The sequence below is a fragment of the Alicycliphilus denitrificans genome, from assembly GCF_044792555.1.
GTDB lineage: Bacteria > Pseudomonadota > Gammaproteobacteria > Burkholderiales > Burkholderiaceae_C > Alicycliphilus > Alicycliphilus denitrificans_A.
Window position 1 is genome coordinate 206063 of the sequence record NZ_CP126238.1, and the last position, 14996, is coordinate 221058.

Genomic DNA, 14996 nt, shown 5'->3' on the forward strand with positions numbered 1-14996 from the left:
CGCACTAACAAACAAGGTAAGCCGGCCGCCGTAGGCGGATCGGCTTGACCGCTGGGTTAGGTCTCTCATTCATAGCCCCTCGGCGAACTTTTGTGGCGAGAGTTTATAAGAGCCGGCTTCTGTAATACATAGACGTTTGTCGATTGTGTTTAGAAAGAAGGATTTTGTCGAAAACTTTCCAAGGTAAACCCAATCTATAATTCCATTAGGCTCGCAGATATCTTTATTGTCTAGAAAGAACACATTGGCCGCGCCATTGAAGACGGCTTTTCCATCGCGGTAGCCAGCCGATACGGTGCCTGCAAGCTGCATTAAAACGAGTGCTGCGACACAGGTAAATATACTTTTATCATGCTTATAGATGCGGTAGCTGATGCCTACGCTTGCCGCGAATAGAACAAGTGCAAGTACAAGAACGCTTTTCTCGTTTTCGTAGTGGAATTTATTTCCAAAGAATGCCATTACTGCTCTGTAATAATCAAAACCGAAGCTAACTGAGTACAAGAGAATTAAATAGCCAGATAGTTTTACGATAAAGTTGCCATCTTTTCGATCTGATTGGCTAAAAAGCACGAAGGAAAAAAGGATGGGAACTGACACTAAAACTAGCAGGCGATTTAGCGGTGCACTGATGTAGTCGATTGAAGAGGCATATGGAAATACATCAAATCCGATTGCTCGCCAATACCCAAAAATGTAAATCGCTCCTAGCAATGTGGCGTAGGCGTAGAGCAACACACCTAACCCGAGCTTATCGGCGGCCAAGTAGACACTTGAGGTGCGGGATTGGGCTTGCAATGAATCTTGCATCGAGACCTAACGAATAAAGTAAGCGGCTTGCCGTAGGTAAGTCCGCTTGACTGCCGGGTTAGGTTGTGCGCGGTGTGATGTTGACTTTGGTTGTCATTTTCGAGGTGTTCGTGATCACAATTGAGACGTCTAGGCTGTGCTCTGCACTTTGACCAAGATGCGAGACTGCTTTTTCAGTGACATATGCCTCGACAGTTTATTTTATTTTTTCTAGTGGTGGATTCAGTTCTTTGATCAGTACCGATCCAGCCCCATTGAAATCCGATGCCCCCTCAATTTTGATTGAGTATTGAAAATCGACCTTTAAAGCTGAAAAAATAGTGACTTCGGCATTGTGTTTTTTATGATTCATGAAATATTCCTTTTTGATATACCTAACGCTAAAAGTAAGCGGCTGGCCGTAGGCCAGTCCGCTTGACTGTAAGGTTAGACAGGACTATTTGCCACCGTATCCATTGCGAATAGTTCGAAGGATTACCCTACCGTGCGGCTCCTCTCCATCTCCTTGGATGGTTGAATAAGTAATCCCGTTTAAATGCTTGTTGATTCTCTTATCCCCAAGTTCCGTGATGCGCCAGCTCTCATCTGCGGCTTTTTTATAGTCGTAGTCTTTTACTTCGGTGTCGTTGCCTGCGTGAAGAACAATTCGGACTCCTTCAACTTCCCAAACTTTATCTTCAAAATCTCGTGCTTTCATTTTTTCCTTTCTATGTGAATGTGAGGCTAACGCCGAAAGTAAGCCGCCCGCCGTAGGCGGGTCGGCTTGACTGCACAGTTAGACCCGAAGGCCAACGGGCGGTTGCCAGTCAAGCTGGTAGACGTCCTGTTGAACCACTTGTTAGGCTTGGGGACAAGTGAACCTTTAATTGAGATACTCATATACTTCTATCGCCGTATCTGCGCAAGGCCATAATGCGAGATCTTTCTTCATTGCGCATGCTCTCAATGGAGATATAAAACTGAGGCTCGGGATCAACCTTTCCTTCCACAACTCGATGGCAGTGGATAGGCGCCTTCTTGCCATTTTTTGAAAGGTATTCGTGCGCAAGGCTATGGGCTTCAAGCAGTTGTGCATCAATGATTTCAGCGCCTTGCGTCTTGGTTAGGTTGCGAACAACTATGGCGACGTTCAAATCTTCAAAATAGACCACATCACGAAACTCTAGGAGTTTATGGTCTTGAATATTTAGTTTTTCCAGGAGCGTGTCGATACACTTCCCCACAGGCCGTTTCCATAGCCTGTCGAAGAACTCATCAAAGACCTTTTTGCCAAAGCAGGTTGCTGTGAACACTGCTAAGCCCCCAACAATCTCAACTCCAGAAAAAGCCGTTGGACTCTGGTGTGTGTAAAGCGTTGGGTTGCTCTTGAAAGACTCAGGGGACTCTTCCCAGTCACCTTCTTTAAGAGCTCGCTCCAGTGGTTCGAGTGCGTCAATGGCCGCTCGCATAAAGTGCTGCTGACCTTCTAGCCCGAATGTGTATTTATAGCTATCAATCATGCTTCTATCGTTTTATGAGAGAGCCTAACGTTGGAATTCAGCGGCCGCCGTAGGCGGTCCGCTGGAATGAAGTGTTAGATTCCATCGCTCTTTTTCCCGGTGACTTCAAGCTTGCCATCGCTTTGCTTTTTGGCAAGCGGCTCGGCACGCCTAAAAACAGAAAGAAGAATCTTTAACTTCATGACCGGATTTCCTTGAACCCGTTGATCTATTAGTTTTTCTTGTGTCTCAGTAAGACCAAATACTTGAATAAGTTGCCTTGCAGAGCTTTCGCAGAAAGCTATTTGCTTTTGCGTAAGCTCAAGCTCTTCTTTAGTTAAGTTAATTTTGGAAAGCTTGTGATCGATAGACCCCTTTTGGATTTTTCGGTATGTATCGTGGGCTGTGTTCAAGGCGCTGCATACAGCCTTAACAATTCCGGCCACGGTAATTGCTACAAGCAATAGTTCAGAGAGTTCAATAAAGCCCGGTGAAGCATATTGAATGCGCACAACCTCTGGTCGAAGCTTGGGCGGTATTTTGTGAAATAGCTGGCTGAAAAAGTTGACAGTGCTGTATCCCCCCCTCCAAGGGAATTTGCCGTATATGTAATCAATTTCCTCCCTCCTTGCCAAAGGAAGGTCGGGAAGTAGCGAATAGGCGAAACCATAGAGCTGCGTGTAGTCTTTTGTTGCCTCGGACAGCTCTTCAAGCTTCCATCGCCCGTCTAGGCTCAATTTTGTTTTGGTTGGTTGCAGTGCCACTATGTATCCAAGAATCTAACGAATAAATTGAGCGGCGGCGAAGCCGTCCGCCTCGAATGGATGGTTAGGAGTCACGCTATTGGCGTCGGTAACACGAACTGATGTGGTGATTTCTCATGGATTGCCTTCATCTTTGAAGCATCTTGCATGAACCACTCGATCATTTCCCAACGGTCAAGTGAACTTGACTGGTTACCCATGCTCTTCCTGATTTCTAGAAGAAGTGTTCCCATCAAGGCAATCCAGTGGGAAGTCTTTTCATCGATGGGTCTACCATCTCGCTCAGTGTGATAAAAAAATTGCATTAGCTCGCTGTAAGCACGAACAACCTCATCATTTGCAACCAAAGACAGCTTGAAGCCGACTTGCCGATATTCAACTGACAGCATTCTTGCAAGAGCAATTTCATCCTTCTTCTTATTTTTATATTTAGGGTCATGCGCGACAGCAGCATCGCTAGTGAAGAGAAGAAAAAATGGTTCGAGCAGGGCGTTGTAAGTAGCAAGTCTGTCTTCGCGCAATTTGTCCTCAAGCTCCGCAATACGCTTGGTTTGCGCCTCCTGTTTTATCTGCGAAGATTCGATACGGTTCTGTATAAGCCAGCCAATGCCTCCCAGAATAACCAGAAGAATTGGCGTGATAAGCGTGGCGATCGCGCTAATCGTATCGAGCAGGTCTTTTTCGACTGGTACGGTCATTGCTGAATTCGTCGTTTCATGTTGACTAACGGGCGAGGTAAGCCGACCGCCGTAGGCGGGTCGGCTTGACCGAAATGTTAGAGCCAGAAGCCAAAACGGGTAACCGTAACTTGGCGACGGGCACGAACTGCGAAAAAGCGCTGCACCACCGAAGCGGCACAGCACTTAAAAAATGAAACTGGCGCAGCAAACGCAGGCGAAGCCCAGAGAAACGACAAACCCAGCGCTGAACAGCGCTTGAGAAACTAAATGCCGTTTGAATAAACATGGTCTAAATAAAGCGGTGGTTTCTTTGGGACTAACGAACGAGGTAAGCCGACCGCCGAAGGCGGGGCGGCTTGAGCGCCGGGTTAGCTAGTTGAAATTTCAAAAACAACCATGCGGTGTTGGTAAGAAGTTTTTGGAAATCCTGAGTCACGTCGCATTTCGTTAACACAAGCCAAGAAAGCTTTTTTGTAAGTTTCTTGAGAAACAGATTCCTTAGAATTCATAGCTTGCATATTTAGATCGAGAAATTTACCTAAAGCCTCGACTACTTCTTCAGAAGCCCAGAGCGCAGCTTCGTCATATGCAGCCAAGAATGCATTTTTTTGTTCGGTTGTTGCGGGAGTAGCCGAAGCTAGAAATACGCGAATTGTTTGCGAGAGTTTTGCATATATATTTCTCTTACGAACAAGTAGCTCCTGTTCTCGGATTAGATTTGCCTTTTCGCGCTCGATAGTTCTTTGTGCCCAAAGAGCTGCCAAATGTTTAGATAAAGCAAAGACGACCGCACTACCGCCTCCGAGTGCAAATAAAACAGCTCCCGCAAATTCAAAAGCTTCTGTCATATGGGATCTTAGCTAACGGGCGAGGTAAGCCGACCGCAGAATGCGGGTCGGCTTGACCGAAATGTTAGAGCCAGAAGCCAAAACGGGTAACCTGAATTTGGTGACGGGCACGAACTGCGAAAAAGCACAGCGCCACCGAGGCAGCGCAACACTGCGAAAACGATAGCTGCTTGCGCTTGCTACGCAAGGGCTAGAGGCCAAAAAGACTGGAAACCTGCGCAGCCCATGCAGGCGAAGCCCGGAGAAACGGCAAACCCAGCGCTGAACAACGCCTGAGAAACGAAATGCCGTTTGAATCAACATGGGCTAAATAAAGCGGTGGTTTCTTTGGGACTAACGACGAAGGTCAGCGGCAGGCGGACAGCGCAGCTGGGCGACTGTCCGCTGGACCGGATTGTTAGCCCTGTTGTTACTTCTGATGAGCCTCAGCTGGGTCTGCACACTTGCCAAAATTCACTGGGCCGTAAGCGTTATCCATTGCTTTGTCGAATAGCTCTCTATCGACATCGCAAAGTGCTAGAGTTTTTTTGTTTTCACGGCCGCAGAAGTTGCCTCCGATCTCAAATGACGTGATCTGCTGAAATAGCGCGTACAACGCGTCTCTGCCTTCTTTGCAGTCTGTACCATCAAGATTAAGTACGTCTTCGGGTTTCTTATTTACGTTGGCGGCGACGCGTGCTGCATACTCAGCCGTTGGATTGATGCCGTAAGGACAGTTGGGAGGGGTGCCAATTGAACCAACGCAGTCGTTAGGTGGCGCATAGACGGACATTATTGACATTGCAGTTTGTGGTTTCCCTGACTCGGATTTTTTCTTCATCCACAAGCCCCATGCGGTAATTCCGGCTTCGACAGTTGGAAAGACTGCATGCCCTTTGCTGTCTTTTGAGGTTTGGTTAGGCCATGGAGCTTTTGATGGGGTTTTTAGCACACCCGGATTGTTGTATCGCAGCGCGATAGGTAAGCAAGCAGCTTTTGTATCGGGAATGGGTGATAAAACCCCATTAATCCATATACGTATCCCTACGCCACGAGTGCCATCTGGTGCAAAAACCTGCGGCGAACTGTTATAGGGCTTTTGCACGGGGTTGCCGCAAAAAGAAACCGTGGTTTGCGCATAGCTCGGCGTTAAAGTGATCGACAAAAATGCAAGCCATAACCATCTGAAAATCATGGTGTTCTCCGTATTTAACTAATAGGCTAACTAGAATTAGACGATGAGGATGCTAGCTGAACTGGTCTGATTGCACAATACATTTTGCAACATCTAGAGTCAAACCCTCTCTATCCGCTGTTTAGTCAAACCTAAAATTTTGCGGATGGCATCGCCCTCCGCCCCAGCCTCCGCCAGCACCGACTCGCCCAGTGGCGCGTCCCCAGCTAAGCCGCCCAAGCTGCTGGAGCGCATGCGCATTCACCTGCGCACGCGCCACTACAGTATTCGTACCGAGGAGGCCTATATCGACTGGGCGCGGCGCTTCATCCTGTTTCATGGCAAACGCCATCCGCAGGACATGGGTGCGGCCGAGGTGGAGGCATTCCTGAGCCACCTGGCGGTGGATAGACAGGTGTCGGCCTCCACACAGAACCAGGCCAAGGCCGCGCTGCTGTATCTGTACAAGCAGGTGTTGGGCATTGATCTGCCCTGGTTGGACGAGGTGATTCAGGCTCGGCGCCCGCGCCGCCTGCCGGTGGTATTGACGCCGTCGGAGGTGCGCGCGCTGCTCATGCACATGAATGGCACCACGGGGTTGATTGCGCAGCTTTTGTATGGAACGGGTATGCGTTTGATGGAGGCGCTGCGTCTGCGCGTCAAGGATGTGGAATTTGCCCGGCGCGAAATTGTGATTCGCGAGGGCAAGGGTAATAAGGACCGCATTACCGTATTGCCGGAGAATTTGATTAACCCGCTGCAGGCGCAATTGAAAAAGGCCCTTGCCTTGCACGAAAAGGATGTGGCAGCCGGCCTGGGGCGGGTGTATTTACCGCATGCGCTGGCTGTCAAATATCCGCAGGCGGATAAAAGCTGGGCTTGGCAGTGGGTATTTCCATCACCGGTGCGTTCCGTGGACCCGCGTCCCGATGCGCGCACGGGTGATAACGTGGAGCGCCGCCACCATGTCTATCCTGAATCGGTGCAACGCTCGGTGCGCGATGCGGCGCGGCTGGCGCAGATTGACAAACCGGTGTCTCCCCATGTGCTGCGCCATTCGTTTGCCACGCATTTGCTGCAGGCGGGGTATGACATTCGCACGGTGCAGGAGCTGCTGGGTCATGCCGATGTGAGCACGACCATGATTTACACCCATGTGCTGAACAAGGGTGGGCGGGGGATACTGAGCCCGCTGGATGCGTTGTAGGGGGCACAGGCTGTCTTGGGCGCAATATCCGCCATCAAGTAGCCGAGTGATGAGGCGTAAAGGAGTGCAGCCATGGCCGTCAGCGTTTTCGACCTGTTCAAGATCGGCATCGGGCCGTCCAGCTCGCACACCGTGGGCCCCATGCGGGCCGCGCGCCTGTTCGTGCAGCGCCTGGGGCGCGAGGGGCAGATGCCAGCGGTGGCGCGTGTGCGCTGCACGCTGTATGGCTCGCTCGGCGCCACGGGGCGCGGCCACGCCAGCGACCGCGCCGTGCTGCTGGGCCTGTGCGGCCACGCGCCCGACACGGTGGACGTGGCGCTGATCGCGCCGCTGATCGCGCGCATCCGCAGCCAGGGCCGGCTGCCGCTGGAGGGCGGCCCCGAGATTGCCTTCGACTGGCTGGCCGACCTGCCGCTGGTGGCCGATGTGACGCTGCCGCTGCACGCCAACGGCATGCGCTTCGAGGCCTTTGATGCGGGCGGCGGCCTGCTGGATGCGCAGGTGTACTACTCGGTGGGCGGGGGCTTCATCGTCAGCGAGGAGGCGGCGCAGGACGCGCAGCGCAAGGCGCAGATTGCGCCCGACACCGAGGTGCTGCCGCTGCCGTTTCACAGCGGCGCGCAGCTGCTGGAGCGCGCCGCGGTCCAGGGCGGCTTGATTGCGCAGGTGATGCGTGTGAACGAGCGCCATTGGCGCCAGGATGCCGAGATCGATGCCGGCCTGCTCGCCATCTGGCGCACCATGCAGGACTGCGTGGCGCGCGGCTGCGGCGCCGAGGGCGAGCTGCCCGGCGGCTTTCGCGTGCGCCGGCGCGCTCCGGCGCTGCTGCGCGCCCTGCAGGCGGCGCAGGGGCTGCAGCAGGACCCGCTGCAGGTGATCGACTGGGTGAACCTGTACGCGCTGGCCGTCAACGAAGAGAACGCCGCCGGCGGGCGCGTGGTGACGGCGCCCACCAACGGCGCGGCGGGCATCGTGCCGGCGGTGCTGCACTATTACTGGCGCTTTATCAACGGCGCGACCGAGGCCGGCGTCATCGACTTCCTGCTCACCGCCGGGGCCATCGGCATTCTGTACAAGGAGAACGCCTCCATCTCGGGCGCCGAGGTTGGCTGCCAGGGCGAGGTGGGCGTGGCCTGCTCCATGGCCGCGGCCGGCCTGTGCGCGGTGCTGGGCGGCACGCCGGCGCAGGTGGAAAACGCCGCCGAGATCGGCATGGAACACCACCTGGGCCTGACCTGCGACCCGGTGGGCGGGCTGGTGCAGATCCCCTGCATAGAGCGCAACGCGCTCGCCTCGGTCAAGGCCATCAACGCCGCGCGCATGGCGCTGCACGGCGACGGCACGCACCATGTGAGCCTGGACCAGGTCATCAAGACCATGCGCGAGACGGGCGCCGACATGATGAGCAAGTACAAGGAAACCTCGCGCGGCGGGTTGGCGGTGAATATCGTGGAGTGCTGAGGATTCAAAGCGGGTCGTCATCCTCGCGTTCGCGGGGATGACGGGGGGCAAACTGCTTTCCCTGTGGCGGTTTCGATTCGGCAAAGCCGGGGTTGCCCAATCACAAAGCGCATCTACCGTGAAACCCTGAGCCCGCGCCCGGCCCCCGCCCTTATCGTGGCAGGCCCATTGGATAACGAGCCGTCATGCTCACCTTCAGCCTGGCCCGCGCGGCCCATTGCAGGCTCCTTCCCCCACTGGGGGAAGGTGGGGATGGGGGCCTGGCACGCGCCTTGATGCCCATCGGGCCGGCCCCCACCCCAACCCTCCCCCAGAGGGGGAGGGAGCCTGAGAGGCAATGCGGCGTCTTCCACCCTACTTTTGAATTCCATGCACCCAGATATTGAACACCTGCTATCCCAACCCTTCGGCTCGCTGCCCGAGTTGATCGCGCAGCAGGCGATGTACCGCCCCCACCACACCGCACTGGTTCTTGAAGCGCAAAGCCTGGACTACGCCGCGCTGTGCGCCGGCATGAACCGCGTGGCGCGCAGCCTGCAGCGCGACGGCCTCAAGCCTGGCGACGTGGTGGCCATCTGCGCCGGCTCCTCGGCCGAATACCTGCTGGCCTATCTGGGCGCGCTGCGTGCCGGCGTGGCCGTGGCGCCGCTGGCGCCCTCGGCCACGGCCGCGCACCTGAGCGCCATGCTGGACAACTGCGGCGCGCGCCTGGTGCTGCGCGACCGCGAGGTGGCCGCGCAATGGCCGCTGCACGCGGGCGCCGCGCTGCGCTGCGTGGCGCTGGACGACGCGCCCGAGGCGGGCGAAGCCTGGTCGCAATGGCTGGCCCAGGGCGATGGCGCGCCCGAGCCGATCGCGCCCGAGCCCGACTGGCCGTTCAACGTGATCTATTCCTCGGGCACCACCGGCGTGCCCAAGGGCATCGTGCAGTCCTGGGCCATGCGCTGGGCCCATGTGCGCCGCGCCATCAGCAACGGCTACGGCCCCGATGCGGTCTCGCTGTGCGCCACGCCGCTGTATTCCAACACCACGCTGGTGGCGGCCCTGCCCACGCTGGCGCTGGGCGGCACGCTGGTGCTGATGCGCAAGTTCGACGCCGCGCATTACTTGAAACTGGCCGAACAGCATGGCGCCACGCACACCATGCTGGTGCCCGTGCAGTACCAGCGCCTGATGGCCTGCCCGGCCTTCGACGGCACGAATTTGAGCCGCCTGCGGCACAAGTTCTGCACCAGCGCGCCGTTCGGCGCCGCGCTCAAGGCCGAGGTGCTGCGGCGCTGGCCCGGCCGGCTCATCGAGTACTACGGCCTGACCGAGGGCGGCGTGCGCTGCGAGCTGCATTGCCACGACTTTCCCCACAAGCTGCACACCGTGGGCTGCCCCGGCGAGGGCGCCGACATCCGTTTCATCGACGAGCAGGGGCGCGAACTGCCGGCCGGTGAGCAGGGCGAGATCGTGGGCCGCTCGGCCGGGATGATGAGCGGCTATTACCGCCTGCCCGAGAAGACGGCCGAGGCCGAGTGGTTCGACGGCGAGGGCCAGCGCTTCATTCGCAGCGGCGACGTGGGCCGGCTGGACGAGGACGGCTTCATCGTCCTGGGCGACCGCAAGAAGGACATGATCATTTCCGGCGGTTTCAACATCTACCCGAGCGACATCGAGGGCGTGCTGGCCCAGCACCCGCAGGTGATGGAGTGCGCGGTGGTCGGCGTGCCCTCCGAGCAATGGGGCGAGACCCCCGTGGCCTACGTCGTGGCGCGGCCCGGCCAGCAGCCCACGGCCGCCGAGCTGCGCGAATGGCTCAACGCCCGCGTGGGCAAGACCCAGCGCGTGGCCGATGTGCGCCTGGCCGAGCGCCTGCCGCGCAGCGAGATTGGCAAGGTTTTGAAGCGCGAACTGCGTGAGCAGTACCTGCAGGCTTGACCCAGCAATCCAGGAAGTGCCTGCGATCACTGATGCGCAGTGCCGCACGCCGAGCCGGCCTACCCGTCATTCCCGCGCACGCGGGAATCTACCGGCCTGCCTGAGGCACTGGATCCCCGCATGCGCGGGGATGACGGCAGTGGCGGGCGTGACTCAGGGGCCGATTTTGCGACGCCAGGCGATGTGCACTGCCCGCAGCCATTCCCGCGCAGGAACGTCACCCCTGACTCCGATCCGGGGCGGGTATCCACAATCCGCGCCGCATGACCTCAACCGGGTTCTTGAGAGCCGGTAATGCTCGCATACAGATCACGCCAGGTCGGGTTGCCTGCCTCGATGAGGTCAATCTTCCATGCGCGACGCCAGCTCTTGATGGCCTTCTCGCGTCCTATGGCGGCCTCCATGCTCTCGTGCGGCTCGAACCAGACCAGGGTGTGAACGCCGTACTCTTTGGTAAAACCTTCTACGAAGTCGCCCTTGTGTTGCCAGACCCGTTGAACAAGATTGGACGTGACGCCTGTGTAAAGCGTGCCATTGCGACGGCTGGCCAGAATGTAGACACAGGGCTGCTTCATGGGCGCAGGGTACTGGATTCCCGCTGTCGCGGGAATGACGGCGGGCGGTGGTTCGCGTCACATGTTCAAAAACCTCGTCATCCCCGCGTACGCGGGGATCCACGGTTTTGCGCTGGGGCAGTCCCGGCGCGCCTCATACAGTCCTACAACCGACCAACCATTTGCATGCACTTATGAAGAATCAAACAACCGTTCCCGACATCCCCGTCAGTCCCTTCGCCGGCGAGGCCCCCGACATGTTCTTCGGCCTGCCCATGGCCATGGCGCGCGCCATGGCGCTGCGCGGCGAGCGCATCGGCCACAACCAGGCCCAGGTGCGCATGGGCTTCCAGCCGGACCAGGCCAACAGCCGCGGCGAGGTGCATGGCGGCTCGATTGCCACGCTGCTCGACTGCACCCTGGCCGCGGCCGCGCGCGCACACGATCCTGCCGCCTATGGCGTGGCCACCATCGACCTGACGCTGCACTACGTCGCCGCTGGCAGCGGTGACCTGATCGCCACCGCGCGGTGCGAGCGGCGCGGGCGCTCCATCAGCTTTGCGCGCGGCGAGGTGCGCGGCGAGGACGGCACGCTGGTGGCCCTGGCCACCGGCAGCTTCAAACTGATTGCCCGCCAGCCCGCGCCCGCCGGGGCGTAGGCGCTGCGGCGGGCAGTGGTGCGGGTCAGGTGGGCTGCACGCCCGCGGCCTGCAGCAGGCGGCCCCAGATCGGGGCCTCCTCTGCCCACGCTCGGGCAAACTTTGCCGGCGTATCGTCGTCCACGGGGATAAAGCCGGCGGCGATGATGCGCGCCATGCCTTCGCGGCTGGCCACGGCCTGGTTGGCGGCGCTGGCCCATTGGCGCGCCACGTCGGCCGGCAGGCCCTTGGGCGCAGCGATGGCCAGCCAGCCGACGATGGCCAGTGCGTCCTGCTTGAAGCCGGCTTCGGCAAAGGTGGGCGTATCGGGCAGCAGCGGCACGCGGCGCGGGCCGGTCACGGCCAGGGCGCGCAGCTTGCCACTGTCGATATGCGGCTTGAGCGACAGCAGGCTGCCCATGCCGATCTTGACCTGCCCGCCCAGCAGGTCCGCGACCATGGGCGCCTCGCCCCGGTACGCGACATGCGCCATGTCGGCACCCGCAATGTCGCTGAGCGTGGCGCAGGCCAGTTGGCCATGCGAGCCAATGCCGTAGGAGCCGTAGGACAGCTTGCCCTTGTTGGCCTTGATCCAGGCCATGAACTCCTGCATGTTCTGTGCCGGCACGTCGTTTGTCACCACCAGCGCAATCGGCGCCAGGCATACCCGCACCAGCGGCGCCATGTCGGTCAACGGGTCGAACGGCATCTTCTTGAAGATGTACCGGTTGGTCAGCATGGACGAGGTGGTGCCCAGCAGCGCCGTCAAGCCGTCGGCGGATGCCTTGGCCACTGCCTCGCCTGCAATCACGCCGCCCCCACCGGGCTTGTTGTCCACCACCACGGGCTGGCCGAAGCGCTTGGCCATGTGCTCGCCCAGCACGCGCGTGATGACGTCGGTGGCGCCGCCTGCGGCGAACGGCACCACCACCCGCACCGGGCGGGTGGCAAAGCTGGCTTGTCCCTGGGCCAGGGCGGTCAGCGGGCCGGCGGCCGCGGCGCCGGCGGCCAGTGCCAGCAGCTGGCGGCGGTTGTAGCGTGGAAGCTGGGTTGTGTGGGTCATCTCGCTGGTCTCCTTTGGTTGTGATGTGCTGAGCGATTTATTCATAGCCTGCAGCGACTCGGTCTGTCTGCTTGCTTTTGCTCCCTCCCCCTCTGGGGGAGGGCGGGGGTGGGGGCTGGCGGTGCTTGAGTATGTAGCGCGCGTACTCCTGGCCGACCGGCCCCCATCCCCACCTTCCCCCAGAGGGGGAAGGAGCAAAGTCAGTCCATCGAGATCTTGGCCGCCTCGGCCACTGCCTTCCAGTGGGTGGCGTCCTTTTCCACCTGGGCCTTGAAGTCATCGGGCAGCGAGCCCACGGGGATCAGGCCCATGTCGGTCAGGCGCTTGTGGAGCTCGGGCGACTTGATGATGGCAGCCACCTCGGCGCCCAGCTTGTCCACGATGGGCTTGGGAGTGCTGGCCGGCAGGAAGGTGCCGAACCAGCCGTTGGCCTCCAGGCCGGGGTAGCCGGACTCGGTCATCGTGGGCACCTGGGGCAGGGCGGGGTGGCGCTGGGCGCCGGTGATGGCCAGGATGTTCACCTTGTCCGACTTGATGTGCGGATAGGCGGCTGTGGCATCGACGAAGGCCAGCGTCACCTGCCCGCCCAGCAGGGCCGCCATCTCGGGGCCCGAACCCTGGTAGGGGACGTGGGTGATGTCGATGCCGGCCTTTTGCTTGAAGCGCTCGCCGTTCATGTGCGACGAGGTGGCGTTGCCGTAGCTGCCGAAGTTCAGCGTGCCGGGCGCGGCCCTGGCCTTGTCCACGAACTGCTGCAGCGTGGTCACGCCCGTGCTGCGCGGCACCATCAGCAGGTCGGCCGACTTGGCGATCTGCGACACCGGCGCCAGGTCGGTCAGCTTGTACGGCACCTTTTTGTACAGCGCCGGGATCTGCACCACGGCGGTGATGCCCATGAGCACGGTGTAGCCGTCGCCGGGCGCCTTGGCCACGATGTCGTTGCCCAGGATGCCGCTGGCGCCGGGCTTGTTCTCCACCACCACGGGCTGGCCCCAGCGCTGGCTGAGCTGCGTGCCGATCAGGCGCGCGATGGTGTCGGTGCCGCCGCCGGCCGGGTAGGGCACGATGAAGCGTATGGGCTTGCTGGGGTAGGCGTCCTGCGCCTGTGCGCCGGCCATGGCGCAGGTGGCGGCCAGGGCCATCAGGGCCAGGGTGGTGCGTCGGGTGAATGCCATCTGTATCTCCTTGTTTGAGGTGTTCACAGGGTGCGCGCGATGATCTCTTTCATGATCTCGTCGCTGCCGCCGTAGATGCGGCCGATGCGGGCATCGGTCCAGGCGCGGCCCACCTGGTATTCGGTCATATAGCCGTAGCCGCCGTGCAGCTGCAGGAACTCGTCGAGCAGCTTGTTCTGCAGCGCCGTGGCGTTGAGCTTGACCATTGCGGCGCGCTCGGGCGTGAGCTTGCGCTGCATGTGCAGCGCCATGCAGTCGTCCACGAAGATGCGCAGCATGGTCGCCTGGGCCTTGGCCTCGGCCAGCTTGAAGCGCGTGTTCTGGAACTCGAACACCGCCTGGCCGAAGGCCTTGCGCTCGCGTGTGTAGTCCACGGTCTTCTGCAGAAAGACCTCGATGGAAGCGGCGGCGCGCACGGCAACCACCAGGCGCTCCTGGGCCAGTTCCTGCATCAGGTACTTGAAGCCCATGTTCTCCTCGCCCAGCAGGTTGCCCACGGGCACCCTGACGTTGTCGAAGAACAGCTCGGAGGTGTCCTGCGCCATGAGGCCGATCTTCTCCAGCTTGCGGCCCTTGGAAAAGCCCGGCGTGCCGTCTTCGACGACGATCAGCGACACGCCCTTGGCGCCCAGCTCGGGCGCGGTCTTGGCGACGACGATGACGAGCTCGCTGTTGATGCCGTTGGTGATGAAGGTCTTGCTGCCGTTGATGACGTAGTGGTCGCCCTCGCGCCGCGCCGTGGTGCGCACGGATTTGAGGTCGCTGCCCGCGCCGGGCTCGGTCATGGCGATGGCGCCGATCAGCTCGCCCGCGGCCATGCGCGGCAGCCAGCGGTCCTTTTGCTCGGTGTTGCCATAGGCGTGGATGTAGGGAGCGACGATGTCAGAGTGCAGCGGAAACCCGAGGCCGCTGGCGCCGGTGCGCGCCACTTCCTCGATCAGGATGGCCGCGTGGCCGAAGTCGCCGCCGCCGCCATAGGGTTCGGGCAGCATGGTGTTGAGCAGGCCCTCGCGCCCGGCCTTGCGCCAGACCTCCTTAGGCACGATGCCGTCGCGCTCCCACTGGGCGTGGAAGGGCACGATCTCCCTGTCGAAAAAGCGCCGTGCCTGTTCGCGGAACTGTTCGTGGTCTTCGCGGTAGATGGTGCGGGTGATCAGGTCTTGCATGGTCAGAGTCTCAGGGTAAGAAGCAATGGTCAAATCAGGCTCTAGCACTTGTGTATCAAGCGCTTGTAGCTACTTT

Annotated in this window: 19 protein-coding genes; 4 read left to right on the forward strand and 15 right to left on the reverse strand. The window is 59.4% G+C overall.

The window, feature by feature from the left end:
* Positions 1–69: 69 nt before the first annotated feature.
* The 11 genes from P7644_RS00935 to P7644_RS00985 form a co-directional block, all read right to left on the reverse strand.
* Positions 70–810 (reverse strand): hypothetical protein, encoded by a 741-nt coding sequence (locus P7644_RS00935; RefSeq protein ID WP_404301141.1) that lies wholly within the window; start codon positions 808–810, stop codon positions 70–72.
* 196 nt (positions 811–1006) lie between these two features.
* A complete protein-coding gene (locus P7644_RS00940) occupies positions 1007–1162 on the reverse strand; it encodes a hypothetical protein (protein ID WP_404301142.1) in 156 nt (51 codons plus the stop codon).
* 84 nt (positions 1163–1246) lie between these two features.
* Positions 1247–1507: a hypothetical protein gene (locus P7644_RS00945; protein WP_404301143.1), complete on the reverse strand. Its 261-nt coding sequence runs from the start codon at positions 1505–1507 to the stop codon at positions 1247–1249.
* 26 nt (positions 1508–1533) lie between these two features.
* Complete coding sequence (locus P7644_RS00950; RefSeq protein ID WP_404301144.1) at positions 1534–1689, reverse strand: DUF1010 domain-containing protein; 156 nt, start codon at positions 1687–1689, stop codon at positions 1534–1536.
* A complete protein-coding gene (locus P7644_RS00955) occupies positions 1686–2309 on the reverse strand; it encodes a hypothetical protein (RefSeq protein ID WP_404301145.1) in 624 nt (207 codons plus the stop codon). Before P7644_RS00955 ends, P7644_RS00950 begins: the two co-directional genes overlap by 4 nt.
* Before the next feature lie 74 nt (positions 2310–2383).
* Positions 2384–3052: a hypothetical protein gene (locus P7644_RS00960; RefSeq protein ID WP_404301146.1), complete on the reverse strand. Its 669-nt coding sequence runs from the start codon at positions 3050–3052 to the stop codon at positions 2384–2386.
* A 71-nt stretch (positions 3053–3123) separates the two neighbouring features.
* The gene (locus tag P7644_RS00965) at positions 3124–3750 is read right to left on the reverse strand and encodes a hypothetical protein (RefSeq protein WP_404301147.1); all 627 of its coding nucleotides are present in this window, start codon (positions 3748–3750) and stop codon (positions 3124–3126) included.
* 25 nt (positions 3751–3775) lie between these two features.
* Positions 3776–4018 (reverse strand): DUF1010 domain-containing protein, encoded by a 243-nt coding sequence (locus P7644_RS00970; protein WP_404301148.1) that lies wholly within the window; start codon positions 4016–4018, stop codon positions 3776–3778.
* An 82-nt stretch (positions 4019–4100) separates the two neighbouring features.
* A complete protein-coding gene (locus tag P7644_RS00975; protein ID WP_404301150.1) occupies positions 4101–4580 on the reverse strand; it encodes a hypothetical protein in 480 nt (159 codons plus the stop codon).
* Positions 4581–4592: 12 nt separating this feature from the next.
* The gene (locus P7644_RS00980) at positions 4593–4883 is read right to left on the reverse strand and encodes a DUF1010 domain-containing protein (RefSeq protein ID WP_404301151.1); all 291 of its coding nucleotides are present in this window, start codon (positions 4881–4883) and stop codon (positions 4593–4595) included.
* Positions 4884–4989: 106 nt separating this feature from the next.
* A complete protein-coding gene (locus P7644_RS00985) occupies positions 4990–5754 on the reverse strand; it encodes a hypothetical protein (protein ID WP_404301152.1) in 765 nt (254 codons plus the stop codon).
* Positions 5755–5899: 145 nt separating this feature from the next.
* Here P7644_RS00985 and P7644_RS00990 point away from each other — a divergent pair, with 145 nt between their 5' ends.
* From P7644_RS00990 to P7644_RS01000, 3 genes are all read left to right on the forward strand, one after another.
* A complete protein-coding gene (locus P7644_RS00990) occupies positions 5900–6940 on the forward strand; it encodes an integron integrase (protein WP_404301153.1) in 1041 nt (346 codons plus the stop codon).
* A gap of 72 nt (positions 6941–7012) precedes the next feature.
* Positions 7013–8401, forward strand: a complete 1389-nt coding sequence (locus P7644_RS00995) for an L-serine ammonia-lyase (RefSeq protein ID WP_404301154.1) — start codon at positions 7013–7015, stop codon at positions 8399–8401.
* Positions 8402–8770: 369 nt separating this feature from the next.
* Positions 8771–10324, forward strand: coding sequence for a class I adenylate-forming enzyme family protein (locus tag P7644_RS01000; RefSeq protein WP_404301155.1), 1554 nt, complete (start codon positions 8771–8773; stop codon positions 10322–10324).
* Between the two features lie 269 nt (positions 10325–10593).
* Here P7644_RS01000 and P7644_RS01005 read toward each other — a convergent pair whose 3' ends face one another.
* On the reverse strand, positions 10594–10899 hold the full coding sequence (locus P7644_RS01005) for a GIY-YIG nuclease family protein (protein ID WP_404301156.1): 306 nt from the start codon (positions 10897–10899) through the stop codon (positions 10594–10596).
* A 173-nt stretch (positions 10900–11072) separates the two neighbouring features.
* On the opposite strand from P7644_RS01005, the gene P7644_RS01010 reads away from it, so the two are divergent.
* Complete coding sequence (locus P7644_RS01010) at positions 11073–11537, forward strand: PaaI family thioesterase (RefSeq protein ID WP_404301157.1); 465 nt, start codon at positions 11073–11075, stop codon at positions 11535–11537.
* 25 nt (positions 11538–11562) lie between these two features.
* Here the strand turns inward: P7644_RS01010 and P7644_RS01015 are convergent, their stop codons facing one another.
* From P7644_RS01015 to P7644_RS01025, 3 genes are all read right to left on the reverse strand, one after another.
* The gene (locus tag P7644_RS01015; protein ID WP_404301158.1) at positions 11563–12579 is read right to left on the reverse strand and encodes a Bug family tripartite tricarboxylate transporter substrate binding protein; all 1017 of its coding nucleotides are present in this window, start codon (positions 12577–12579) and stop codon (positions 11563–11565) included.
* A 200-nt stretch (positions 12580–12779) separates the two neighbouring features.
* Complete coding sequence (locus P7644_RS01020; RefSeq protein WP_404301159.1) at positions 12780–13754, reverse strand: Bug family tripartite tricarboxylate transporter substrate binding protein; 975 nt, start codon at positions 13752–13754, stop codon at positions 12780–12782.
* Between the two features lie 23 nt (positions 13755–13777).
* Positions 13778–14920: an acyl-CoA dehydrogenase family protein gene (locus tag P7644_RS01025; protein WP_404301160.1), complete on the reverse strand. Its 1143-nt coding sequence runs from the start codon at positions 14918–14920 to the stop codon at positions 13778–13780.
* Positions 14921–14996: the final 76 nt, after the last annotated feature.